This is a genomic window from Streptomyces sp. NRRL S-455, from assembly GCF_000717875.1.
In the GTDB taxonomy this organism is placed as follows: Bacteria; Actinomycetota; Actinomycetes; order Streptomycetales; family Streptomycetaceae; genus Streptomyces.
Window position 1 is genome coordinate 117,802 of the sequence record NZ_JOCT01000021.1, and the last position, 23,418, is coordinate 141,219.

Below are 23,418 nucleotides of genomic sequence, written 5' to 3' on the forward strand. Positions count from 1 at the left end.
GGCCGGGCGGCAGTCGGCACACGGGTTTCGCCCCATCTGCGACGGGTAGTCGGGGCTCGATTCCGGGCGCGGCCCGTCGACGGTGCGGACCGGGACGGCGAAGGGAGGCGGTGGTCGTGCGGCCCAGGGACAACTTCCCGGGCGCCGGTGGCGACGGCCCCGATTCCCGCCGCGCAGGGGGCGGTGAGCCGGACCTCGACACGTTCCGGGCCGCCGACGCGATCGCCAGGCGGGTAAGCGGTGCCGAGCCCGAGGAGGTGCCGGGGCGGCTGTGCGAGGTGGCGGTGGAGCTGCTGCCGGTGACCGGCGCGAGCGTGTCGCTGCGCAGCGACGGCATGCCCGTCCAGGTGAGCGCGAGCAGCGAGCATGCCGCACATCTGGCCGAGATCCAGGCGACGCTGGGTGACGGCCCCTGCCAGACAGCGGTGGCGGACGGGGCGCCCGTGCTCGCCTGCGACCTGACGAGCGGCCGCGATGCCGGCCGCTGGCCGGTCTTCGCCCAGCAGGCGACGGCGGCCGGGGTGCGTGCCGTGTACGCGGTTCCGCTGGGCAGCGACGCGGTGTGCGTGGGCACCCTGGACCTGTACAGAGACAGCCCCGGCGGGCTCACCGACCGCCAGTTGCGCGTGGCACGCCTCGTGGCCGGTGTCATGACGGCGGCCCTGATGTCGCTGCCGCGCGGCGACGAGGCAGAGGCGCGCGACGGGGACGACGGGCTGGCCTGGCTCAGCGGCCTGGCCACCGGCCACGACGCGGTCTACCAGGCCGTCGGCATGATCATGGCGCAGCTCGGCGTCGGCGCCGACGACGCGCTGGCGCGGCTGCGGGGGAATGCCTTCGCGCACGGGTGCACGGTCCTCGAGGTGGCGCACGACGTGATCACCCGCCGCAGGTGCTTCGAGCGGGAGCAGGACCACTGAGGGGAGAGCGGGAGCAGGTCAGACCGCTGCTCGCCCCTGCTTCCTGATCTCGGTCAGGCGCTCCGCCCCGAGCCGCACCGCCTGCTGCGTGACCTCCTCGTACACCTCGTCGAGCCCGGCGTGGGTGACGGTGATCGCCTCCGCGCCGACTCGTACGGCGGCGACGTCGACCGTGAGGTACGTCAGCTTTCCGTCCTCCGTCTCGCCGGCCATGGTGACCCGCAGGGCCTGGCGGGCGTCCCCCACGGGAGGCAGCGGCATGTCGCTGACCTGGACGCCCTGGACGTGGCCGCGCGTGGTGGTGGCCGCGAACTGGCCGCACCTGTCCGGCAGCGACTTCAGCCAGGCCAGGGCGCGGTCGACGTCCGCCGGGGGATGGGCGGCGATCTGGTAGCGCAGCTGGGCGTCGGTGCCGGCGGCGTCGAGCGCGGTCGTCGCGCCCGGGCCGGCCGGTGCGCCGAAGAGTTCCTCCGTGTAGAGGGAGTCGAGCAGCCGCTGGCATTCAGGGTCCTCCGTGCGCGCCTTGAGCAGCCCGTCCCGCCAGGTCTTGGCACCGCGCGTCGGCACCCACGGCTCCCCCAGATCGGCCTCGGTGACCAGCGCCGCCTGGGCCTGGGCCTGGGTGAGGCCGGCTCCGGAGCCGGGGGGCCGCTCGCCGGCGGGCGAGGCGCTGGTGTCGGTGGCGGGGGCGGAGAACCACCGGGGCCGCGGTTCGTCCTGGAGGGAGCAGGAGGCCGTGGCCAGCAGGGCCGTCACGGACAGCGCTGAGGCGAGGAGGGCACGGGAGGTGGCCGGAGGACGGGGCATGGGGGTGCCTCCTGAGAGGGCGGGCCCGGGTGGGAGCGGGCACTCCAAGATCGGGTACGTGCTCTTACGGCACCACCGCGACGGACGGCACACCAGTGCGACGGGCTGTTCGGGTGAGACGGGGGCGGCGGGACACGCGCCCAGCCGTTCCCGTCTCGTACGACGACGCCGGAGAGTGTCCCGGCGCGCTGACAGCTGACGCAGATGTCCGAAGCCCCGGGGCGAGTGCCCCGGGGCTTCGTCGCGTGGTGCTCGCTCCCGATCCACAGGAGCCACCATGACCACCGTGCACGACCACCGCCGACTCGGCCGCGAGCTGGAGCTGTTCGACACCGACCCGCTGATGGGCGCCGGGCTGCCGTACTGGCTGCCCGACGGGGCGATCGTGCGGCACACCCTGGAGGAGTACGTCCGCGAGGCCGAACGCCGGGCCGGCTACCGGCACGTGTACTCGCCCGTCCTCGGCAAACGCGAGCTCTACGAGATCTCCGGGCACTGGGACCACTACAGCGAGGACATGTTCCCGCCGATGCAACTGGGCGCGGAAGAGGTCCTGCTGCGCCCCAGCCTGTGTCCCCACCACGCCCTGATCTACCGCTCCCGCTCCCACAGCTACCGAGAACTGCCGTTGCGCATGGCCGAGTTGGGCGGCATGTACCGTTCGGAGCTGTCGGGTGTCCTCGGCGGTCTGACCCGGGTGCGGGCCATCACCCTCAACGACGCGCACATCTTCTGCACCCTGGAGCAGGCCGTGGAGGAGGCGCGTTCCGCGCTGGAGCTGATCGGCCGTGCCTACGCCGACCTGGGTATCCGCGCGGCCCGCCACCGGCTCTCCCTCCCCGGCGAGGGCGGCAAGTACGTGGCCGACCCGGACCTGTGGCGCCGGGCCACCGCCCTGCTCCGCGAAGTCCTGGACGGCTCCGGCATCCCCTACGAGGCCGCCGAGGGCGAGGCGGCCTTCTACGGCCCGAAGATCGACGTGCAGATCGCGGATCCGGCGGGCCGGGAGGCCACCCTGTCCACCGTCCAGATCGACTTCCACCAGCCCGAGCGCTTCGACCTGCACTACATCGGCGCCGACGGGGCGAAACACCGGCCGGTCATGGTGCACCGCAGCGTCATCGGCAGCGTGGAACGCGCGGTCGCGCACCTCGTCGAGGCCCACGGCGGTGCCTTCCCGCCGTGGCTCGCCCCGGTGCAGCTGGTCATCCTGCCGGTGGCGGACGAGCAGGCGGAAGCCGCCCACGCCCTGGCCCGCCACGCCCGGGACCTCGGCCTGCGCGCGGAGGTCGCGGACCCGGCGGAGGGCACCCTCGCCGCCCGGGTCCGCGCGGCCCGGCTGGTGCCGTACCAGGCGGTGATCGGCGCGCGGGAGGCCGCCGCCGGCCTGGTGGCACCGCGCCTGCGCGACGGCCGCCGGCCCGGCCCCCTGCCCACCGCCGACCTGCTGCGGCGCATCGCGGACCGGGTGGCGTCCCGCGGCACCGGCCTGTGGGAACAGGCGTAGGGCCGCGAACCGCCCCGTGACCGGTTCAGGACGCCCAGGGGGTCGTGTGGCCGTTGACCCAGGTCGTAGGGTCGCTGGTACGGAGCCCCGTGGGACCAGTGGAAGGAGCCCCGCCGTGACGGACGGTCAGCGCATCCCGGTGATCATCGACTGCGACACCGGCGTCGACGACGCCCTGGCCCTGCTGTTCGCCGTACGGCACCCGGCGCTCGACGTCCGCGCGATCACCTGCGTCGCCGGGAACACGGACGTGGACGGCGTGGTCCGCAACACCCTGACCGTGCTGGAGCAGGCGGGCGCCGGGAACATTCCGGTCGCCCGGGGTGCCGAGCGCCCGCTGATCGAACCGGTGCGGACGGCGCGGCACGTGCACGGGCAGGACGGCATGGGTGACCTGGGGCTGCCCGCCCCGGCCCGCGTGCCGGTCGACGTGGACGCGGTGACGCTGCTGCGCCGCGAGATCCTCGCCTCGCCGAGGCCGGTCACCCTCATCCCCATGGCACCCCTGACGAACATCGCGCTGCTCCTGCGGACCCACCCCGAGGTGACGCACAACATCGAGCGGATCGTGTTCATGGGCGGCGCGGTGGCGGCCGGGAACGCCACGCCGGTCGCGGAGTTCAACGTCTGGCACGACCCGGAGGCCGCCGCGGTCCTGCTCACCGCGGGCGTGCCGATCACGATGTACGGCCTGGACGTGTTCAAGAAGGTCCTGGTGCCCGCCGGCGATGTGCAGCGGCTGCGGGCGAGCGCGGAACCGCACGTGCGGCTGGCCGGCGAACTGCTCGCCCACCGTGACCCGGCCACCTCCGGTGATCCCACCCCCATGGGCGGCCTCGGCGACGCGGGCGCGGTCTGCGCGGTCGTCGACCCGAAGGGCATCACCACCGAGCGGCTGCCGGTCGAGGTCGTCCTGGCCCCGGGTCCCGCCCGCGGCCAGACGATCGTCGACCGCCGCCCCCGGCCCGGCGAGTCCGAGATCCACCAGGGCACGCGGGAACAGCCCCTGGTGGACGTGGCTTTGGGCGTCGATGTCGAGCGGTACGTGCAGCTGTGGCTGAAGACGGTGGAGTAGGCGGGAGGCGGCTTCGGGGACCTCGCCCGCTTCGCCGCCCTCCGACAAGGGCCGGGTGCTGCCCGTCCGGCTCACGATTCGGCAGGTGCCTTTCCCCACCCCGCTGCCCGGCTCTCCGTGGCGGCCTCCCAGGGCCGGGGACCGGTGCCGTCCGTCCATGCCTGGAGGGATTCCCGGTCCACGCACACGATCCCGCACAGGTCGGCGTACTCCAGCGCCGGCGAGGTGAAGTCGCTTGTGGTGACCAGCGCGGCGACGTCGGCCTCGTGGACGGTGAAGCACGTGCCGCCGAAACGCTGGAGATCCTGGGAGCCGACCCGGTGTGAGTCGCCGTAGTGCTTGCACTGGATGACGATCCGGCGCCCGTCGGGCGTCACGGCCACGACATCGGCGCCCAAGTCACCGGCTCCTCCCACGAGTTCGACGGCGGAACAGCCGTCGCGTTCGCAGAGGGCGGCGATCGCCTCCTCGAACTCCTCGGGCGTCAGGTCGTCGTAACGGACGCCGGCTTCGGCTGCCGGGCGCTGAGGCGGAATCGCGAGAGCCTCCAGTTCGTCGGCCGTCTCTCTCGCCGCCTCGTCGAGCGCTGCCGCGGCTCGGCGGGCGGACCTCAGCACGTGCCACCGGCGCCGCAGGCCCACGAGACCGGCGACGCCCACGACGACCAGGACGGCCACCCAGGCGGGACGCCGCTCGACCGTGCCCGCCACCATGCGCGCCGCGAGGCCCAGGACACTCACCACCACAGCGAGGAAGACGAAGAAGAGGGTGGTCGAGCGCAGGTCGAACCTGTGCCGCCGGTTCGCCGGCGATTGACGAGACCCGGGTGCGGTCACGACGTGCCCTCCTCAGGAGACCGATAGAAGATCACTTCCAACGTCTTCCCAAGATCAGGATCTTCATCGCCCCGCGGTGAGGAGCCGGCTTCTGGCGGGCAGGGCCCGGAACTCGGAAGTACCGGGCCCGCACCGCGTCAGGAGCGCGCCGCGCGCTTCCTGCGGGTCACGACCAGCATGGCCGCGCCGCCCGCGAGGAGTGCGGCGGCACCGAGGGCGATCGGGCCGGTGCTGCTGCTCGCGCCGGTCTCGGCGAGGTCGCCGCCACCGCCGTTCGGCTTGGGGGCGGTGGGCGTCGACTCGGAGGCGGACGGGGTGGGCGTGTCCGTGTCCGTCGTGGGCGGGGACGTGGGCTCGGCGGGCTCCGAGGGCTCCGACGGCTCCGACGGCTCAGAGGGCGCCGGTGGCGTCGTCTGCTCGGCGGGCGGCTCCGAGGGGCTCGCGGGCGGGCTGGACGGGGGCTGGGACTCCGCCGGCGGGGGCGTCGTCGCGCAGTCCTTGGTGCCGCCGTTCCAGGCCGCGATCAACTTGTCCTTGATGACCGGGCGGTCCGGGCCCTTGGGCAGCTCGCCGTGCTCGAAGCCGTCCTTCGCGTCGAGTTCGCCGTCGAACCTCACCGTTCCCCGGTAGAGGTCGATCTGCCCGAAGCAGCCCTTGTCGGGGATGGCGATGTCGAGCGACTCGGTGCCGCCCGGCTTGACCGTCACCGTGTCGAAGTCGACGAACACCTGCTCCCCGGAGGTCGCGAAGGTCGCGCCGTGGGCGAGGTAGGAGGCGAGGGAGGCCGTGCAGGTGGCCGCGTCACCGGCGGTGCGCACCTTGATGTGCACCTTGCCGTCCTCGCTCGGCTTCAGGTTCTGGTCGTCGACCTTGACCGAGTCGTAGAAGTTCGTGCCGTCGAGCGAGAACTGGCAGCGGTCGGTCCCGGTCTCCTTGCCCGCGCCCGTCCCGGGCTGGTAGCTGCCGCCGGACGACCAGCCGTCGCCCCCGGGCGCATCGGAGGCGAACGCGGTGGTGGCGGAGGCGGCGCAGAGGGCGAGGGCCGCGGCGCCCGTCCCCAGCAGGCGTCGCGCGGTGACACGTCTCGCTATGGACATGCGGATCCCATTCTTGGCGTGTGCAGAAACCCGGATGACGGCATGCGGGCAGCGCGCGGCTGCCGGGGCCGTATCGGGGTGAGTGGTCGAAGAGGCACCGGGCCCATTGGTCACATGCGCCACAGTGCGTCCCCATCGTGGCCGGGCCGTCGCACCCTGTCAACCTGCGGTAATACAAAGGAAGTTGCTCTGCCATCACACTTTCATCACAGCGGGAATGGATCACTCCGATCACGGCGATGGTTCGCTTTCCCGGCGTTCTGGACAGGTGCACTGCTGTCGCCCGTATGCCCTGCGGAGGAGCGTCGGTCCGGTCTCCGCCACCCGCGCGGCCCACCAGCACGCGCCGTCTGTGGGGGCGCCCCCTGAGAATCGCTGGCAGAGTGCCCCGCCGACGTCCGCACAGGGCGCCCCGCCCGCGATGAACCCGATGAGCCGGACGAACGCGATGAACGCGAGGAACGCGATGAGCACGAGGAACGCGATGAACGCCAGGAACAGGTGCGGGAAGGCGGCAGCCGTCGTGGGGGCCGTCGTCGTGGGGGTGCTCGCGTTCCCGGGCGCGTCCACGGCGGCCCGGGACGGCGGGGTGTGGGGCGCCGCGACCATCGTTCCCGGCCGGGAGGGCGTCGTCGAGGTCGCGGGCCGACCGGGAACGCCGCCCGGCGCGGGCGCGACCGTGACCCTGACGGCGCCCCGGGGCGCCCGGGTGACGGCCACGCCGCTCGACGCGGCCGGCTACCGGGGCCGGGTCGCCCCCGGCGGACGTGGCGGGACGTACACCCTCACCGGCGAGGCGGCCGGGCGGCCGTGGCAGGACCGTACGTTCCCCTTCGTGCTGGCGGTGTCCGCCGACGCGGTGCCCGGTACCCGGCTGCGCGGCTGTTCCGTGCTGGTCACCGACGCGCGGGGCGTACGGCAGGCCGCCGGACGCTGCTCCGTGACCGTGGGCATGGCCGGGCCGACGCTGGACCGCCCGCTGTCCGGCGTGGCGCTGGACGGCCGGCCGCGGATCTCCGGTACGGCGCACCCGGGCGCCCGGATCACCGTCCGCGACAAGGACGACCAGGAGGCCTGTGCGGCGACCGCCGCTCCCGACGGCACCTGGTCCTGCACACCGCGCTCGGCCCTTCCGGCCGGGACCAACCGTCTCCAGGCCGTCGCCACCCTCAACGGGGTGAGCGCCGAGAGCGAGCAGATCGACATCTCGGTCGGGGACGCCGGCGCCGGTCAGTAGCGCACGGCCCGGGCCACCTCCGCCCGGACCTCATCGGACAGGTCGCGGGTGCTGTGGGCGGTGGCCGTGGCGGAATCGCCCGCCTGCACGCTGTTCACGGTGACGATGACCGTGTCGGTCAGCGCGCCCCCGGCGTCCGTGAAGTTCACCTGGACGGCGAAGGACCTGGCCGAGTCGTCGGTGTTGCGGACGGTGACCTCGGCCCGGGCCCGGCCGTCGGAGCCGACGGTGGGCGCGGCGACCCTGGCGTCGCCCTTGACGTCGACGCCGTCCTTGATGTCGTCCAGCCGGCGTCCGGCCTCCGCCGTGGCCGACTCCACCGCCTCGGAGGCCTGCGAGGCGATCGATCCGACCGCCGACTCCGCCTCACGGGCGGTGTCCGAGGGGCTGTCGCCGCCGCAGCCGGTGAGCACGGCCGCACCCAGGGCGAACGTCAGCACCGCGCCGAGCGCCGCCCGGCGCGTCCGGTGGCGTGCAGCCATGTCACCTCCCTGGGGAGCGGCGGGCCCCTGGTCTCAGGGCCTCACGTACGCCCGAGGCCGCCGCCGCCGAAGGATCCGCTGGATCCGGGCGACCAGCGGCGCGGTTTCTGGTCCTTGCCGGTCCGGGTGCTCGCATGGTGCAGCTCATGGGGCAGGATCCGCTTGCCATCGGGCGCCATGATCGGCACGTCGTCGGGCTCCCGCATCTCCCGCGTCTCGTGGACCGGCCCGCCGTCGGGGAGGTGCGGCTGCTCCTCGGGGCCGGGGTGGTGGGTGTCCTTGTCCATGACCCGCATCCCGACCCGCACGCCCCAGATCAGCGCGCAGGCCACGATGAGCCCGCCGACGAAGGCGATCGTCACGGCGACCGCGTGATCCGACGACGCCGCGAGAAGTTCGTACGTTGCCGTCTCCATGCTCCGATTATCGCCGACGTAATGCCATAAAGCGCCTGGAATGTCCGACTGTGTCGGCCGGCCGCCACGACCTCCGGGTCAGCGGGCGAGCAGGACCAGGGCCAGGGCTAGGAGCGCCGGGACGGTCTGGACGAAGAGGATCTTCCGGCTGGCGGTCGCGGCGCCGTAGAGCCCCGCGACCGCAACGCACACCAGGAAGAACACCGAGACCTGGAACCCCACCGGGTCGGCCGCCACCGCACCCCACAGCAGACCGGCGGCGAGGAAGCCGTTGTAGAGGCCCTGGTTCGCGGCCAGGGCCTTCGTCCCGGCCGCGAACTCGGCGGTGGTGCCGAACGCGGCGCGAGCCCGGGGGGTGGTCCACAGGAACATCTCCAGCACCAGGATGTAGGCGTGGAGCGCGGCGAGAGCCAGCACCGCGAGGGTGGCGAGAGTCGACATGCGCGCATCATCCCAGCCCCCACCCCGCTGCCCTCGTTCGGGCGTCCCGGGAGGCGGCGCGGCATGCCGGGTGGCAGATTGCGGACCGTGGAAGGCCGGTCCGGGCCGTCGCGTCCCCGCGTGTGCCGCTCGGGAGCCCGTTCCGGCCTTCCCGCCTTCCCGCAGCGGACGGCCTGGACCCGCCCCTGTCCGGCGCGGCCGTCTCCGGCGGCGAGTGGCAGCGCATCGCGCCGGCCCGGGCTCACCGGCACGCCGAGCGCCTCGGCCTGCGCGAGTACGTCCAGCGCCGGCTCCCGCTGCGCGTGCCGCCGTCCAGACGTGCGTCCGCGCCCGTGCGGAGACCGGCGCCGTCGTCACGATCGCCCACCGGCTGTCCACCGTGATCGACGCGGACACCCTCGTGGTGCTGGACGGGGGCCGGGTCCGCGCCCGGGGCAGCCACGGTGAGCTGCTCGCCACGGACGCGCTGTACCGGGAGCTGGTGGAGGCCCTGCGCATTTCGGCGGATCCGCAGCAGGTGTGACGGGGCGACAGGAACGCAACGCCGGCCGACAGACAAGTGATATGCCGTCAAATACTGCTCTGACGTCGGCATTTCGGCCGCCGAGCGGCCGGAAGACGATCATTCCCTGGAAGGATGCAAGAGGCATCGGCTTCGCCTGACGATGGCCCCGACCTGTTCGAACCCTGCCGACTCGAACACCAAGGAAGGGGCAAGCCGTTGCGCATCGTCCGGCTTCTCGGGACCGTCCTGGGCACCACGCTGCTGACGACCACCGCCGTACTGACCGCGCCCGCCCACGCCGGCCCGGCCACGCCGCCCGCCGTGTCCACGGACCGCACCTCACTGGACAGATCCGGACTGCGCGACAAGCTGGACGCCATCCACGAGGCGGGCATGTACGGCGTCTTCTCCGCCGTCCGGGACGGCGGCGAGCGGTGGACCGGCGCCTCCGGGGTCGCCGACGTGGACACGGGCCGCCCGGTCACGCCGGGCATGCGGCACCGGGTGGGCAGCATCAGCAAGACCTTCACCTCCGTCGCCGTGCTCCAGCAGGTGGAGCGGGGCCGCATCAGTCTCGACGCGCCCGTCGGCGACTACCTCCCGGACCTCATACCCGGGGAGCGCGGCCGGCAGATCACCGTCCGCATGCTCCTGAACCACACCAGCCACATCGGCGACTACATCGTGGGCGCCTTCCCTTCCTTCGCCGAGAATTCGACGGCCAGCATCGACGAGGAGCGCTTCCGCTCCATACGCCCCGAGGAACTGGTCCGGCTGGGCCTGGCGGCCCCCGCCACGGGAAGCCCCGGCGCCGTGCCGGGCTCCTACTCCAACAGCAACTACGTCATCGCCGGGCTGCTCCTGGAGAAGGTGACCGGCCAGGACGCCGAGGCCTACATCGAGCGCAACGTCATGGACCGGGCCGGGCTCCGCCACACCTACTTCCCGCGCACCCCGTACATCAAGGGCCCGCACCCGCGGATGTACGAGTCGTGGTTCGGCCTGATCAATCCGCCCCGCGACTACAGCGTCTACAACATGTCCTGGGCGTCGACGGCGGGCGCGGTCGTCTCGACCACCGACGACCTGAACCGCTTCTACCGCGCGCTGCTCGGCGGCAAGCTGATCGGCGAGGCCTCCCTCGACGAGATGACGCGCACGGTATCGGTGAATGGCATTGCCTACGGCCTCGGCATCTACGCGGTCGATCTGCCCTGTGGCCGCTTCTGGGGCCACGACGGCGCGGTGTTCGGCGCCGGCATGACCGCGCTGTCGAGCCGTGACGGCAAGCGCCAGCTCGCTCTCGCCCAGAACCTGATGAAGTACCAGAGCCTCGACGAGAACGGCCAACCGAAGGCGAACCCGATCGACGACGCCATGGCCACCTACATCCTCGGCGCGCTCTGCCCGGCCACCCCCAAGTCCGCTTCCACTCCTGCTCAGCTGTCCAAGACCCTCAAGTTTGATCAGCTGTCTCCCGGTCTTGTTCGATCCTGATCGGCATGGAGACTGCCCGCACCCGGCCACCGGGTGCGGGCAGTCTCCGTTTCGGCGGACGACGGCCCCGCACGGGTCACGCCGCTGACCATGACGCGGGCCGTACGACGGTCCATGACGTGAGACGGGGGCGTTTTGCGGAACCTTTGCCTGGGGTGTGGGCGTTGGACGGGTGTGCGCGCGTGAGCGGGTGCGTTGGTGATGCTGACGAGTACCGAGGTGACGTCAATGGCAGTGTGGGACCGGCTCAAGGACCAGGCCAAGGCTTTCCAGCAGTCGCAGGGCGGGCGCGGCGCGACCGGTGGGCACAGTGGCGGGTACGGGGGGCATGGCGGCCACAGCGGGGGTACGGGGTCCGGCGGTGGCAGCCGGGCCCAGCTGGTGGGTCTTCTGAAGACGCAGCTCGGTTCGCTGAAGACCGAGCTGAAGAGCGGGGCGTACCGGGACGCCAGCATGGCGATGTGCGCGCTGGTCGCGGCGGCCGACGGTCAGATCGACCCGGCCGAGCGGCAGCAGGTCGAGTCGATGATCCTCAGCAACGACGTGCTGCAGAACTTCCCGCCGGAGCAGCTGCGGCAGCGTTTCAACAAGCACGTCGACCAGCTGACCATGAACTTCCAGCACGGCAGGACCGAGGCGATGCAGGAGATCGCCAAGGCCGCCAAGAAGCCCACGGAGGCCAGGGCGGTGATCCAGACCGGCATGGTGATCGCCGGTGCCGACGGCCACTTCTCCCAGGCCGAGGCGACGGTCCTGCGCGAGGCCTGTGGGGTGCTGGGGGTGTCGCCCGCCGAGTTCCAGCTCTGACCGGGCGAACCGGCGCGGCTCTCTGCGGGAGACGACAGACCCTAGGTGCGGCGGCCGCCTCGGCGGTCGGAGGTGCGGCCTCCGGTGCCGGCGGCGCCGCCTGTGGCTCCGCCGGCCGTCGCCCGCCGGCCGGAGCCGCGGACAGCCTTGCCGGAGGCGGCACCGGTCGTCGCGCCGCCCGTGGACTGGCGGTCGGAACCGCGGCCGGAACCACGCCCCCCGGTCGCTGAGGTGCCACCGGAGGCTGTCCCTCCGGCCGCGGCCCGGCGGTCGGGGTTCCGGCTCCCGCCCCTGGAGGCAGCGCCTGGCGCCGCGGCGGCCCCGCCGCCGCTTCGGCGCCGGCGGCCGGATCGCCCGCCGGGCGTGGAGCCGGCCTTCCGGTCGGGGCGGGACGCCGTGGGTGCCGCCTGCTGGGGCGCCTCGATCGTGACGGCGACGCCGGACGGCTCGCGGGCGCCGGTGATGGTGGCCAGTTCCGCGTCGCTCGACGTGACGCGGGCCGCCCGGGGGCGGATGCCCGCGTCCGACAGGAGCCGGGTCACGTCCCGCTTCTGGTCGGGCAGGACCAGGGTGACCACACTGCCGGAGCCGCCGGCGCGGGCCGTGCGGCCGCCCCGGTGGAGGTAGTCCTTGTGGTCGGTGGGGGGATCGACGTTCACGACGAGGTCGAGGTCGTCGACGTGTATGCCCCGGGCCGCGACGTTCGTCGCCACCAGGGCGGTGACCTGGCCGTTCTTGAACTGTTCCAGGGTGCGGTTGCGCTGCGGCTGGGACCGGCCTCCGTGCAGTGCCGCCGCCCGGACACCGACGGCGAGGAGCCGCTTGGCGAGCCGGTCGGCGGACCTCTTGGTGTCGAGGAAGAGGATGACCCGGCCGTCCCGGGCCGCGATGCGCGTGGTGACGGCCTTCTTGTCGGTCTCGTCCTGGACGTGCAGCACGTGGTGCTCCATGGTGGTCACCGCTCCCGCCGACGGGTCCACGGAGTGCACCACGGGGTCGGTCAGGAACCGCTGCACCAGGCGGTCGATGTTGCGGTCCAGGGTGGCCGAGAAGAGCAGGCGCTGCCCGTCGGGCCGCACCTGCTGGATCAGCTTGGTGATCTGCGGCAGGAAGCCCATGTCGGTCATCTGGTCGGCTTCGTCCAGCACCGTGATCCGTACGTCGCCGAGCACGCAGTCCCCGCGTTCCACGAGGTCGTTGAGCCTGCCGGGGGTCGCCACGAGCACCTCGGCGCCGCGCCGGAGCGTTCCCGCCTGCTTGGTGATGGAGAGCCCGCCGACCACGGTGGCCAGCCGGAGGTTCACCGCCGTCGCGTAGGGGGTCAGCGCGTCGGTCACCTGCTGGGCGAGTTCACGGGTGGGCACCAGCACCAGGGCGAGGGGTGCCTTGGGCTCCGCGCGCAGTCCGGCCGTGCGGGCCAGGAGCGCCAGCCCGAACGCGAGGGTCTTGCCGGAGCCGGTGCGTCCCCGTCCCAGCAAATCCCGGCCGGCGAGCGAGTTGGGCAGCGTGGCGGCCTGGATGGGAAAGGGGGTGGTCACGCCCTGCGCGGTGAGGGTCTTCAGCAGCCCCGCGGGCATGTCGAGGGCGGCGAAGTCCTCGACTGCGGGAAGGGCGGGTGTGGTGCCTTCCGGCAGCCGGAATTCCCGCGGCGCCGACGCGGACGGTGAGGGTGACGAGGCGCGCCGGTTCGGCTTCTGGGGCCTGCGGGACATACCGTTATCTGCCTTCCTGGAAACAGCACAAACCGGGGTCCGCACCATGACGGTGCGGACCCCGGTGAGCGGAATACGCGTCCGGCGATCAGGCGGGGACGATGTTCTCCGCCTGCGGGCCCTTCTGGCCCTGCGTGACGTCGAAGGACACCCGCTGACCCTCCTGGAGCTCACGGAAGCCCTGGGTCGCGATGTTCGAGTAGTGGGCGAAGACGTCGGGGCCGCCGCCGTCCTGCTCGATGAAGCCGAAGCCCTTTTCAGAGTTGAACCACTTCACGGTTCCCTGTGCCATGACATTCTCCTTCTGTAGGCAGAGGCCCCATCCGGAGATGCCGGAAACCAAATAATGCGCCTGAAGGAGAAGCATTCCCGTCAGGCGCACATAAGTTCATGGGTACCACAACTGCAACACCGAGAGCGTAGCACGGCTCGGCGGCTCGTGGTGGGTCATGACTCGGCCCGGCGCCCCTGAGGACCCCTCGGCCGGTACACCGACACGGTGAACGAGGCGGTCACGCGCACGGGCGTCCCCAGCGCGCCGACACGGCGCCGCAGTTCCGCGGGGCCGACGTGGTGCGCGGCCGGACTCATGGCCACCAGGCCGGTGGCGTCCTCGGGTGTGAGGCTCATGGGGTACTCCAGCGACTCGGTGCGCGCGTGCCGGAAACGGGCCGCGAGGGTCCGGCGCAGGCGTTCCTCCTTCCTGGGGTCGACGGCCAGCAGGCCCAGCGGCGCCCGTAGTTCCCGCAGATGCCTGCTCGTCGGCGTGACGACGAGCAGGGCGCCGTCCGGCCGGAGGACGCGGTGGAACTCCGGTCCGTTGCGGGGCGCGAAGACGTTCAGCACGAGGTCGGCGCAGCCGGTGCGGACGGGCCACGGCCGCCAGACGTCCCAGCCGACGGCCTCCGCACGGGCGTGCGCGCGGGCGGCGGCGCGCAGGGCGTGGACGGAGCTGTCGAGCCCCAGGCCCAGGGCCCCGGGCAGGGCGTCCAGGACCGCCGCGAGGTAGTGGCCGGTGCCCGCGCCGGCGTCCAGCACGACGGCGTCGGGCGGGGCCAGTTCCGTCGCCAGCTCCACGAGGGTGCGGGCGAGCGGGTCGTAGTGCCCGGCGCGGAGGAAAGAACCGCGGCACCGGACCATGTCGGCGGAGTCGGCGCTCACGGCCCGCCGGTGGCCGGTCAGCAGACTGACGTAGCCGTGGCGGGCGATGTCGAACGTGTGCCGGTCGGCGCACCGCAGAGCGCCGTCGGTCCGTATGAGGCCGGACGGGCACAGGGGGCAGGTCAGGACGGTCAGAAGTCGGTCGGACGGCAGGCGTCGGCCCGGACCCGAAGGCATGGATGCTCCTTGACGACGCAGCACGGCGCGCTGGAGCGCCGGCTGTGTGTGCGGGGGACGGTGAAGTCGTCGGCGCCCGCCGGTGGCGGGCAGGCCGAGCTCGGTGATGTGAGGGGGACTCACATCACCGTGCTCACCGCGGTGTCAGAGGAAGCAGTGCGGGATGCCGGTGCATGCCAATGCCATACGGCAAGGCTACCGGCCGCCGCCGGACGGCTGGTCCGTGGCCGGGCGGGTTTTCGAGGCATCCGGGCGGATCGCGGTGGGGACGGCCGACGGGAGGTGGGGGGAGGGCGTCGGGGTCGTGGCGCCGCCGGTGTCCTGTGCGGTGGGTGTCGGAGCCTCGGACGCGGGAACGGGCGCGGAGGGGGACGGAGAAGGGGAGGGGGGCGGCGGGGCCGTTGTCCTGGACGGTGGAGCCATCGGGACCGTCGGGGAGGCAGGGGGCTCCGGGGCCGTGAGGCGCAGCGGGAGGGCGATGAGGGCGGCCGTGGCGCAGAGCAGACCCGTCCCGGCCGCGGTGCGCAGCAGGCGGCGGCGGGCCGACCTGCGGCGGATCGCCTCGTAGTGGCCGGGGGGCGCGCTCAGGTAGTCCGGCGAGGAGGGGCGCAGGATCACGGCGAGCGGGTCGTCGGGGCCGAACTCCGGCCCGTCGTCGTCAAGGCGTGTGGTCAAGGCTTCTCCTCAGATGGACGCGGAGCAGTTCCCGGGCCGCGTGCAGGTCGGCCTTGACGGTTCCTTCCTTGCGTCCGGTCAGTACCGACACCTCCCGGATCGGCATGTCAGCGTAGTAGTGCAGGAGGAGCGGGACGCGGAGTCGTTCGGGGAGCGACTGCACGAGCAGGCGCACCGACGGGTCGGCCTGTTCGGGGTGGGGGCGTATCGCGGCTTCCGAGGTGACGCGGTGCATGGCCCGGCGCTCGCGCTCCAGTTTGCGCCAGTGGTCGCGCACGAGGTTGGCCGCGGTGACGTAGAGGAAGCCGCGCGGCTCCGCCACGGACGTCCAGCGGGCCCAGAGCCGGGTGAACGCCTCCGAGGCGATCTCGTGGGCCGTCTCGTCGTCGTCGACGAGACGGCGGCACCAGCCGGCGAGGCGCGGGTAGAGGGCGGCGAACAGCTCGGACGCGGCCTTCTCGCGGGACCGTTTCAACGCTCTCCAGGGGTGGGGGACTCGGTGCCGCCCTGCGCGGCGAACACGATCACGTTGTCCGCGTATTCGTCGCCGGTCCGCACACCGCCGCAGGTGATCAACCGCAGCTCCGGGCGGTTCACGTTCCCGTAGACGTCGTCCGCCGGGAACTCGGTTTTCGGGACCGTGCGTACGGCCGTGACGGCGAACTCCGCCGCCGTGCCGTTCTCCAGGCGCGCCACGATCCGCTGGCCCCGGCGCAGCCGGGCGAGGTGCCGGAAGACACCGTCGCCGTACGGGCCGACCGTGACATGGCCGAGGATCACCGACGGGCCGGTCCGGCCGGGCGTCGGCGAGTGGTGGTACCAGCCCGCCCGGTCATGGGCCGTCACCGGCGGTACCTCCACCGTGCCGTCCGGCGCCAGGCCCAGCCGGATGACCGGGGTGTCGACGCCGATCGCGGGGATCAGCAGCCGGACCGGCACCGAACTCGCCGGGCGACGCCTCCGTCCGGCCGGGACCGGCGGCGGTGGGGTCCGGGAGGCGTGCTCGTCCGTCGTGCTCCCACCGCCGCAGGCCGCCAGCAGGGGCGTCAGGGCCGCGGCCGTGAACGCGCGCCTGGAGAACGCGGTCATGCCCCGGGCGCCCGGCGGCGGCGTACGACGAAGACCGTGCCGCCGCCGAGGGCGAGCACCGCGGCGGCGCCCGCGCCGATCGCCGTGCCGCTGGTGGCGGAGCCCGCGGACGCCGACGTCACGCCGGTGTCGGGCGCGCCGCTCGGCCGGACGGCGACCTGGTCCTCGGCCGGTGCCTTGGTCGGCTCGGCGCTCGGCACCGGAGTGGCGGGCTCGGCACTCGGCACCGGACTGGCCGCCTCGTCACCGGCCGTCGGTACGGCGCTCTCCGCCGGCTGGGCGGTGGGGGCGTCGGTCGCCGGGACCGGGGTCGGGGCCGTGGTGCCGCCGGCGAACGCGGGGCCCGCGCCCATCAGTACGGCGGTGCCCGCGAGGGCCAGGACACTGAGGACGGTTCGGCGCATGGGGTCGCTCTCCTTGGTCGGCCCCGCCTCGTGATCGGCGGGGTGCGGCGCCCGGTGCCGGCGGCCGGGCGGTGAGTTCGTGCGGAGAGACGAGGCGGCCACCCGGCAGGTTGTAAAGAGAAGGCAAAGTCCTCAGGGGCCTTCGGTGGGGGCCGGCCTGCGCAACAGCCCGCGTTCCATCGCCACCACCACGGCCCTCGTGCGGTCGTTGACGTCGAGCTTGGCGAACAGGCGGAGCAGGTGCGTCTTCACCGTGGCCTCGGCGATGACGAGGCGGCGGCCGATCTCGGCGTTGGTGAGGCCGTCCGCGACCGCGTTCAGGACATCCGCCTCGCGGGCCGTGAGCGGAATCCGCTCGGGCCGGCGCATCCGGGCGACGAGCCGCTCGGCCACCCGGGGCGCCAGTACCGTCTCCCCGCGGGCCGCGGCATGGATCGCGTCGGCGAGCTGCTCACGGGTGGTGTCCTTCAGGAGATAGCCGATCGCCCCGGCCTCCACCGCGCGCTCGATCTCCGCGTCCGTGTCGTACGTGGTGAGGATCAGCACCCGGGTGCGGGGGAAGCGGGTCACGATCTCGGTCGTCGTGGCCACTCCGTCCAGCACGGGCATCCGCAGGTCGACCAGGGCGACATCGGGCCGGTGACGCTCGACGAGGTCCAGGGCCGCGCGGCCGTCGCCGGCCTCGCCGACGATCTCGATGCCGGTGCCGGAGGCGAGGAGAGCCACCACTCCGGCCCGCATGACCGTGTGATCGTCCACGACGATGATGCGCAGGGGTCCCTTCGTCATGCCGCAGCCCCCAGGGGTACCAGCGCCAGCACCCGCGTCCCGTCGCCCAGCGAACTCGTCACCGTCAGCCTCCCGCCCAGCTCCGCGAGTCGTTTGCGCATGCCGTCCAGACCGAAGCCCGACGACTCCTCCACCAGGAAACCCGTCCCGTCATCGGTGATCTCGAGCTCCATCCCGTACGGCTGCCGGGCCAGGACCACGCCCACCGTGGAGGCACGGGCGTGCTTGCGGACGTTGGCGAGGGACTCCTGGGTGCAGCGCAGCAGCGCGATCCGGGTCTGCTGGTCGCACTCCAGGTCCTCCAGTTCGGCGTCGACGGTGAGGCCGGTGTCCTCGGCGAAACGGTCCAGGATGCGGCGGAGGGTCTGGGCCACCGAACCGGCCACGGCCTGGCCCGGACGCCGGCCCGAGCCGACCAGCTCCCGCGCCTCGGCGAGGTTCTCCCGTGCGGTGGACTCGATCGACCGCAACTGCTGGGCGCTGCGGGCCGGATCTGAGTCGAGCCCCGCCCGGGCCGCCTCGGCGAGCACGACGATCGAGGCGAAGCCCTGCGCGAGGGTGTCGTGGATGTCCCGCGCCATCCGCTCCCGCTCGTCCGCCGCGCCCTGACGCTGGTGCGCCTCGGTCAACTCGGCCTGGGTCTGCTCCAGTTCACTGATCAGCCGGGCCCGTTCGGCGCTCTGCGCGACCACCGAGTGCGTCCACAGGCCGATCAGCGCCCCCACGGCGACGACGAGCAGCGTGGACACGAGCGTCTCGGTGAAGAACTCCACCGTCCAGCCGTCCTCCCGCAGCACGCTCCCGGCCAGGGTCGCGGCCGTGGCGAGCCCCAGGAACACCAGCGAGGCCCTCGGCGTCCGCCCGAACATCCAGTAGTGCGGCAGCGTCACCATGAACAGGCCCGCGTAGTTGGCGCGCAGATACGCCAGCCCTCCCAGGGCCACCACCAGCACCGACAGGTAGACGTGCGGCCGTACGACGGGGTTGGCGGGGAAGCGGTCGAGGACCGCGTAGCACAGCACCACGCCGCCCAGCAGAACCAGCGCCGCGTACTTGCTCCCGCCGGGCCGGTCGATGGCGACCAGCCCGACGGCCATCACGGCGAACAGCAGCCAGCACACCGCGTTCCAGCGGCGCAGCGAGACGGCCCAGAAGGCGTCGGCGGTGGACCCGGCGAGAGCGGTCATAGCGGTCAACGTACGTCGACCGCCGGGCGGGAGGGGCTCCTTTTCCCGGGGTCGGCCGCCGTCGTCCGCCGCAGCGCTCGCGAGGGCCACCAACTCGCCTCGCCCAGCAGCAGCATCGCCGCCGGCAGCACCAGGGCCCGGACCACGAACGCGTCGATCAGCACGGCCGCCGCCAGGACGAAGCCGATCTGCTTCATCTCGATGATGTGCAGGAAGACGAAGCCGGCGAACACGGTCGTCATCACGACGGCGGCGCTGGTCACCACGCTCGCCGAGGACCGGATCCCGTCCAGCACGGCCTGCCGGGTGGGCACGCCCGCGAGCACCGCCTCCCGGATCCGGCTCACCACGAACACCTGGTAGTCCATCGACAGCCCGAAGAGGATCACGAAGAGGAACAGCGGCACCCGCGAACCGATCGACCCGGTGGAGTCGAAGCCCAGCAGGCCTTCGGCCCAGGTCCCCTGGAACACCAGCACCAGCAGCCCGAGTGCCGCCGCCGCGGACAGCAGGTTCAGCACGACGCCGAGCAGCCCGAGCACCACCGAACGGAAGGCGTACACCGTCATCCCGAACGTCACCAGCAGCAACGCCACGAGCACCAGCGGCAGTTTGGCGTTCTGATGGGCGGGATAGTCCGTGTAGCGGGCGACGTCACCGCTCACGCCGTACTCGGCACCGGCGATCCGGCCGACGGTGGCGGGCAGGAAGTCGTCCCGCAGCCGGTCCAGGGAGTCGTACGCCTCGTCGGAGTTGCCGAGGTGGGGCACCTTCAGTTCGAGAGTGCTGGTGCGGTCGTCGGCCGAGGTCCGCATCCGCGACGCCCCGGTGAACAGCGGATCGGCCTGCGCCCGCCGGACCACCTCCCGCAGCGCGGCGGTCACCTCCGCCGACCGTGAGGCGTCGGCCCGCACGACGACCTGGTGGGTCACCCGCTGCTCGGGGAACGCGTCGTTGAGCCGGTCGTACACCTGCATCGCGGGGATGTCGCGGGAGTGGGTGTCCCGGCTCATCTCGGTGATCTTCAGTCCGGCCAGCGGGACGACCAGTGCCAGCAGTGCCACGACCGACACGCACAGGGTGGCCAGGGGGTGCCGGGCGGCGGGCCGCAGCAGCGCGCTCCACACCCGGCTGCCGCCGCCCTCGCCGCGCACCCGGTGTGCGGGCTTCCCGCGCTCCGCCCGCCGCAGCGCCCGGCGTTCCGCCCGCTGCCCCAGCTTCACCAGCAGCGCCGGCAGCGCGGTCAGGGAACTGGCCACCGCGACCAGCACGACCACGATGGTGCCGGTCGCGAGGGAGGAGAAGATCACGTCGGAGGCGAGGTACAGCGTCGCCGTGGAGGCGACCACCGCGAGCCCGGAGACCACGACCGCCCGGCCCGAGGTCGCCGCGGCCAGCTCCACGAGGGCCTCGGAGGAGAGCCGGCCGCCGGAGCGGGCCCGTTCCTCCCGCTCACGCTTGAGGTAGAAGAGCGTGTAGTCGACGCCGACCGCGAGACCGATCATCAGGATGACGTTGGTGCCGACCCCGGCGTCGGGCGTCAGGTGCGAGACGACCATCGACAGCCCGACCGCGGCGGCGATCGACGACAGTGCCAGCAGCAACGGCACCGCGGCCATGGTCACCGAGCCGAACACCACCAGCAGCGTGAGCAGGGTGACGGGAAGGGTGATCGCTTCGGACAGCGCCAGGTCGTCACTGCGCTGCTTGTCGACTCCCTTGCTGACGGAAGGGCTTCCGGTCTCCTCCAGCAGCAGATCCGGGTGGCTCTTCTGTACCGCTGCGGTCTGTGCCAGCAGCGCGTCGACCTTGTCCTTGGCGTCCCGCTCCTCGCCCTTCAGCGCCACCTCGACCATCAGGATCCGCCGGTCCTCGGACAGCAACGGGTCGGCCACGCCCGCCACTTCAGGCAGGCGCCGCATCCGCTCGGTCAGCTCCTCGGCGGCAGCTCGGGCGGTGCCCTGGTCCAGGGCACCGCCCGAACGGGAGGAGATCAGCACCTGCTCGGCGGATCTGCGCTCCAGATTCCCCTCGGCCGCGAGGGCCTCGGCCCGGCCTGCCTCACCGACCCGGTAGTCCGCCGTCTTCGCACTGTTCACGCCGACAGCACTGCCGGCGCCCAGACACAGCACCACGAACACCAGCCAGCCGGCGATCGCCCGCCAGGGGTGCCGCGCGCTCTGGCGTGCCACCCGCACAGATAATGAAGTCATGCCCAAAAGCGTTGCTGAGCAGGGCAGTTGTCGGACAGAGGCACTCGGTTGAACCTGCCGTCCACCGTTCGGTGGACGGCAGCCCTGGGGAGAACCCCACGCCTGGCGGGTGGTTCAGCGCATGTCGCCGAGGCGTTCGAGGCGGTCGCTGACGCCGTGGCGGAGTTCGCCGAGCGTCGTGCCGGGCGGGGCCACCTTCGGCGTGACGGTCGGCGGCTGGGTCTCGTCCGCGCAGGTCGTGCCGCGTGCGGGCACCTTCAGGTCCACGAGGTAGCCCGTGACGGCGTCCGTCGCGCAGACGCTCCGCCCGAACGCGGTGTGTCCTTCGGCCTCGAAGGTGAGCAGCCGGCCGTTGTCCAGCTGCCGGGACAGGGCCACCGCGTCCCGGTACGGGGTGTCCGGGTCGCCGGTGGTGCCGAGGACCAGGATCGGCGCGGAGCCCTCGGCGCGGAAGGAGCCGTCGTAGCGGCTGGGCTTCTCGGCCGGCCACTGGGCGCAGGTGGTGGCGTGCTGGTGGTCGTAGAGCGGCGGACCGTAGGCGAGGGGCGGTCCGAGCAGCGGCGCCGCCTTGGCGAAGGAGGTCACCTTCCACTTCAGCAGGTGCGGGTTACGCGGGTAGTCCCGGTCGACGCACTCCACGACCACGTTCGGGTTGAGGAAGTCGTAGCTGGCGGCGGACGGCGGCCGGAGCAGGAAGGACGTGTTGTCGCGCTGCTGGGCCTTGTGCAGGGCCGCGCCGAGGGAGGGCCAGATGACCTTGCCCGCGTTGATGTTGAACAGGAGGCGGTAGACGAGGGTGTAGCCGTTCGCCTGACCGCCGTTCGCGGTCGGTACCGGGCCGGCGTCCAGGTCGGCCTTGAGCTTCTCGAACGCGCCCCGGGGGTCGCCGTCACCGAACCCGCAGGTGGCCTGGTCCGCCGCGCACCAGTCGAGGAACCGGCTCATCGCGCCGTCCAGCGCCAGGTACTGGGACCGGTCGTAGGCGTAGGGCCGGTTCGCGTAGCGCTCCGGGTCGTACGCGCCGTCGAGCACCAGGGCGCGCACCCGGTCGGGGAACAGGGCGGCGTAGACGGTGCCTATGTAGCTGCCGAACGACCGGCCGTAGTAGGTGAGTTGGTCCTCCCCCAGGGCCTGACGCAGCAGGTCGATGTCGCGGGCGACGTACTCGGTGCCCACGTACGGCAGCAGCTCGCCCGCCTTGTCCTGGCAGGCCTGGGCGAACGCGGCGGCCTGCCGCACGGCGGGCTCGTAGGCGTCCGGGCCGGGGACGCCCTTGGCGGCGGTGATGGCCTGGGTGTACGTCTGGTCGTCCCAGCACTCGACCTGCGAACTGCGCCCGACGCCGCGGACGTCGTACCCGAAGACGTCGAAGGAGTCGCGCACGGCGGCCGGCAGGCCGGCGTAGTTGCCGCGTACGAAGTCCACGCCGGAGTTGCCGGGCCCGCCGGGCTGGAGGAAGAGGGTGCCCTTCTTCTTCGCCTGGTCCGGGGCCTTCTTGCGGATCACCGCGAGGGTGATGGTCCTGCCCTGCGGATCACGGTAGTCCAGCGGCACCTGGGCGTCGGCGCACTCGAACCCGCCCTGGCAGTCGGACCAGGACAGGGACGGCACGGGCGGCTGCCCCGTCTTCCCGTCCGGCTGGGTGGCCACCGCCGGTGCGGCGGTGCCGGCGACGGCGAAGGAGACGGCGGCGGCGAGGGCGATCCTCAGACGGCGTCTGCCCGCCCAGCCGCCGGACCGGCCTGGTCTGTGCTCTGGTGTGGTCACTCGGGTTCCCCTCGGGCGCGTGCGCAGCGGCGCGTTGCCGGTGCGGACGAGTCGGTCGCTGACGCCGGCTCACTCGTGGAGAGAAGAGGGGAGGGGGTGGCCTTCCGGTTGCATCCCGGCTCAGTCGAGGCAGAACTCGTTGCCCTCGATGTCCTGCATCACGATGCACGACTCGTTGACGCCGTCGGCCAGCAGGGTGCGCACATGTGCCGCGCCGAGGGCGGCCAGTCGCGCGCGTTCGGCCTCCAGCGTGGCCAGGCGCTCCTCACCCACGAGTCCGGTGCCGGCCCGCACGCAGAGATGCACCCGGTTCTTGACGACCTTGCCTTCGGGGACGCGCTGGAACAGCAGCCGCGGTCCCGCACCTGAGGGATCGACGCAGGCGAACCACTTGCCCTGGTCCTCGGACGGCAGTGTGCGATCGAAATCGTCCCAGGAGCCGAACCCCTCCGGTGGCGGCGGTACGACGTACCCCAGCACCTCGCACCAGAAGCGAGCGAGGCGCTCGGGTTCCGCGCAGTCGAAGGTGACCTGGAACTGTTTGACCGATGCCATCGGGTCACCGTAGCAACGGGGTATTCGCTGCTCAATTCCCTTTTTACATGCACTGGTTGGAG

Annotated in this window: 25 protein-coding genes; 7 read left to right on the forward strand and 18 right to left on the reverse strand. The window is 72.7% G+C overall.

From position 1 onward, the window contains the following. The first annotated feature begins 116 nt into the window (after positions 1–116). Complete coding sequence (locus IE97_RS0125825; protein WP_420706139.1) at positions 117–920, forward strand: GAF and ANTAR domain-containing protein; 804 nt, start codon at positions 117–119, stop codon at positions 918–920. An 18-nt stretch (positions 921–938) separates the two neighbouring features. Here the strand turns inward: IE97_RS0125825 and IE97_RS0125830 are convergent, their stop codons facing one another. Next, a complete protein-coding gene (locus IE97_RS0125830; protein WP_030245185.1) occupies positions 939–1,727 on the reverse strand; it encodes a hypothetical protein in 789 nt (262 codons plus the stop codon). Positions 1,728–2,013: 286 nt separating this feature from the next. Here IE97_RS0125830 and thrS point away from each other — a divergent pair, with 286 nt between their 5' ends. Both thrS and IE97_RS0125840 read left to right on the forward strand, forming a co-directional pair. Continuing rightward, positions 2,014–3,234: a threonine--tRNA ligase gene (gene thrS, locus IE97_RS0125835; protein ID WP_030245188.1), complete on the forward strand. Its 1,221-nt coding sequence runs from the start codon at positions 2,014–2,016 to the stop codon at positions 3,232–3,234. Between the two features lie 115 nt (positions 3,235–3,349). Next, positions 3,350–4,309 (forward strand): nucleoside hydrolase, encoded by a 960-nt coding sequence (locus IE97_RS0125840; protein WP_030245195.1) that lies wholly within the window; start codon positions 3,350–3,352, stop codon positions 4,307–4,309. Between the two features lie 71 nt (positions 4,310–4,380). On the opposite strand, the gene IE97_RS0125845 is transcribed toward IE97_RS0125840, so the two are convergent. Both IE97_RS0125845 and IE97_RS0125850 read right to left on the reverse strand, forming a co-directional pair. Next, positions 4,381–5,145 (reverse strand): restriction endonuclease, encoded by a 765-nt coding sequence (locus IE97_RS0125845; RefSeq protein WP_051705103.1) that lies wholly within the window; start codon positions 5,143–5,145, stop codon positions 4,381–4,383. 137 nt (positions 5,146–5,282) lie between these two features. Next, entirely contained in the window at positions 5,283–6,242 is a 960-nt protein-coding gene (locus IE97_RS0125850; protein ID WP_030245201.1) for an LAETG motif-containing sortase-dependent surface protein, read from the reverse strand. Positions 6,243–6,708: 466 nt separating this feature from the next. Here IE97_RS0125850 and IE97_RS0125855 point away from each other — a divergent pair, with 466 nt between their 5' ends. Continuing rightward, positions 6,709–7,479: an Ig-like domain-containing protein gene (locus IE97_RS0125855; RefSeq protein WP_030245203.1), complete on the forward strand. Its 771-nt coding sequence runs from the start codon at positions 6,709–6,711 to the stop codon at positions 7,477–7,479. On the opposite strand, the gene IE97_RS0125860 is transcribed toward IE97_RS0125855, so the two are convergent. From IE97_RS0125860 to IE97_RS0125870, 3 genes are all read right to left on the reverse strand, one after another. Continuing rightward, positions 7,473–7,961: a hypothetical protein gene (locus tag IE97_RS0125860; protein WP_030245205.1), complete on the reverse strand. Its 489-nt coding sequence runs from the start codon at positions 7,959–7,961 to the stop codon at positions 7,473–7,475. The genes IE97_RS0125855 and IE97_RS0125860 overlap by 7 nt on opposite strands. Positions 7,962–8,002: 41 nt before the next feature. After that, a complete protein-coding gene (locus IE97_RS0125865; protein ID WP_030245206.1) occupies positions 8,003–8,377 on the reverse strand; it encodes a DUF6479 family protein in 375 nt (124 codons plus the stop codon). Positions 8,378–8,455: 78 nt separating this feature from the next. Then, the gene (locus IE97_RS0125870; RefSeq protein ID WP_030245209.1) at positions 8,456–8,818 is read right to left on the reverse strand and encodes a DUF1304 domain-containing protein; all 363 of its coding nucleotides are present in this window, start codon (positions 8,816–8,818) and stop codon (positions 8,456–8,458) included. 379 nt (positions 8,819–9,197) lie between these two features. On the opposite strand from IE97_RS0125870, the gene IE97_RS41650 reads away from it, so the two are divergent. The 3 genes from IE97_RS41650 (at position 9,198) to IE97_RS0125885 (ending at position 11,627) form a co-directional block, all read left to right on the forward strand. Further along, positions 9,198–9,341: a hypothetical protein gene (locus IE97_RS41650; RefSeq protein ID WP_158708330.1), complete on the forward strand. Its 144-nt coding sequence runs from the start codon at positions 9,198–9,200 to the stop codon at positions 9,339–9,341. A gap of 198 nt (positions 9,342–9,539) precedes the next feature. Next, entirely contained in the window at positions 9,540–10,820 is a 1,281-nt protein-coding gene (locus IE97_RS0125880) for a serine hydrolase domain-containing protein (RefSeq protein ID WP_037844794.1), read from the forward strand. Between the two features lie 228 nt (positions 10,821–11,048). Then, positions 11,049–11,627 carry a tellurite resistance TerB family protein gene (locus tag IE97_RS0125885; protein ID WP_030245215.1) on the forward strand — a complete coding sequence of 193 codons (579 nt, stop codon included), beginning with the start codon at positions 11,049–11,051 and terminating at the stop codon, positions 11,625–11,627. Between the two features lie 41 nt (positions 11,628–11,668). Here the strand turns inward: IE97_RS0125885 and IE97_RS0125890 are convergent, their stop codons facing one another. The 12 genes from IE97_RS0125890 to IE97_RS0125945 all read right to left on the reverse strand — a co-directional run bounded on the left by IE97_RS0125890 (position 11,669) and on the right by IE97_RS0125945 (position 23,356). Beyond that, on the reverse strand, positions 11,669–13,339 hold the full coding sequence (locus IE97_RS0125890) for a DEAD/DEAH box helicase (protein WP_030245216.1): 1,671 nt from the start codon (positions 13,337–13,339) through the stop codon (positions 11,669–11,671). An 88-nt stretch (positions 13,340–13,427) separates the two neighbouring features. Beyond that, complete coding sequence (locus IE97_RS0125895; RefSeq protein WP_007502648.1) at positions 13,428–13,631, reverse strand: cold-shock protein; 204 nt, start codon at positions 13,629–13,631, stop codon at positions 13,428–13,430. 155 nt (positions 13,632–13,786) lie between these two features. Then, positions 13,787–14,677, reverse strand: coding sequence for a putative RNA methyltransferase (locus IE97_RS0125900; protein WP_051705104.1), 891 nt, complete (start codon positions 14,675–14,677; stop codon positions 13,787–13,789). A gap of 195 nt (positions 14,678–14,872) precedes the next feature. Beyond that, positions 14,873–15,352: a hypothetical protein gene (locus tag IE97_RS40755; RefSeq protein WP_078603373.1), complete on the reverse strand. Its 480-nt coding sequence runs from the start codon at positions 15,350–15,352 to the stop codon at positions 14,873–14,875. After that, a complete protein-coding gene (locus IE97_RS0125910; RefSeq protein WP_030245224.1) occupies positions 15,336–15,827 on the reverse strand; it encodes an RNA polymerase sigma factor in 492 nt (163 codons plus the stop codon). Before IE97_RS0125910 ends, IE97_RS40755 begins: the two co-directional genes overlap by 17 nt. Next, positions 15,824–16,441 carry a class F sortase gene (locus tag IE97_RS0125915; RefSeq protein ID WP_030245227.1) on the reverse strand — a complete coding sequence of 206 codons (618 nt, stop codon included), beginning with the start codon at positions 16,439–16,441 and terminating at the stop codon, positions 15,824–15,826. The genes IE97_RS0125910 and IE97_RS0125915 overlap by 4 nt, the downstream gene beginning before the upstream one ends. Then, positions 16,438–16,845 (reverse strand): hypothetical protein, encoded by a 408-nt coding sequence (locus tag IE97_RS0125920; RefSeq protein ID WP_030245229.1) that lies wholly within the window; start codon positions 16,843–16,845, stop codon positions 16,438–16,440. The genes IE97_RS0125915 and IE97_RS0125920 overlap by 4 nt, the downstream gene beginning before the upstream one ends. A 132-nt stretch (positions 16,846–16,977) precedes the next feature. Continuing rightward, positions 16,978–17,634 carry a response regulator gene (locus IE97_RS0125925; RefSeq protein ID WP_030245231.1) on the reverse strand — a complete coding sequence of 219 codons (657 nt, stop codon included), beginning with the start codon at positions 17,632–17,634 and terminating at the stop codon, positions 16,978–16,980. Further along, a complete protein-coding gene (locus tag IE97_RS0125930; protein ID WP_030245233.1) occupies positions 17,631–18,821 on the reverse strand; it encodes a sensor histidine kinase in 1,191 nt (396 codons plus the stop codon). Before IE97_RS0125930 ends, IE97_RS0125925 begins: the two co-directional genes overlap by 4 nt. 5 nt (positions 18,822–18,826) lie before the next feature. Next, on the reverse strand, positions 18,827–21,034 hold the full coding sequence (locus tag IE97_RS0125935; RefSeq protein WP_030245235.1) for an MMPL family transporter: 2,208 nt from the start codon (positions 21,032–21,034) through the stop codon (positions 18,827–18,829). A gap of 114 nt (positions 21,035–21,148) precedes the next feature. Then, positions 21,149–22,801 (reverse strand): alpha/beta hydrolase, encoded by a 1,653-nt coding sequence (locus tag IE97_RS0125940; RefSeq protein ID WP_051705105.1) that lies wholly within the window; start codon positions 22,799–22,801, stop codon positions 21,149–21,151. A gap of 120 nt (positions 22,802–22,921) precedes the next feature. After that, positions 22,922–23,356, reverse strand: coding sequence for a VOC family protein (locus tag IE97_RS0125945; protein ID WP_030245240.1), 435 nt, complete (start codon positions 23,354–23,356; stop codon positions 22,922–22,924). Positions 23,357–23,418 lie beyond the last annotated feature (62 nt).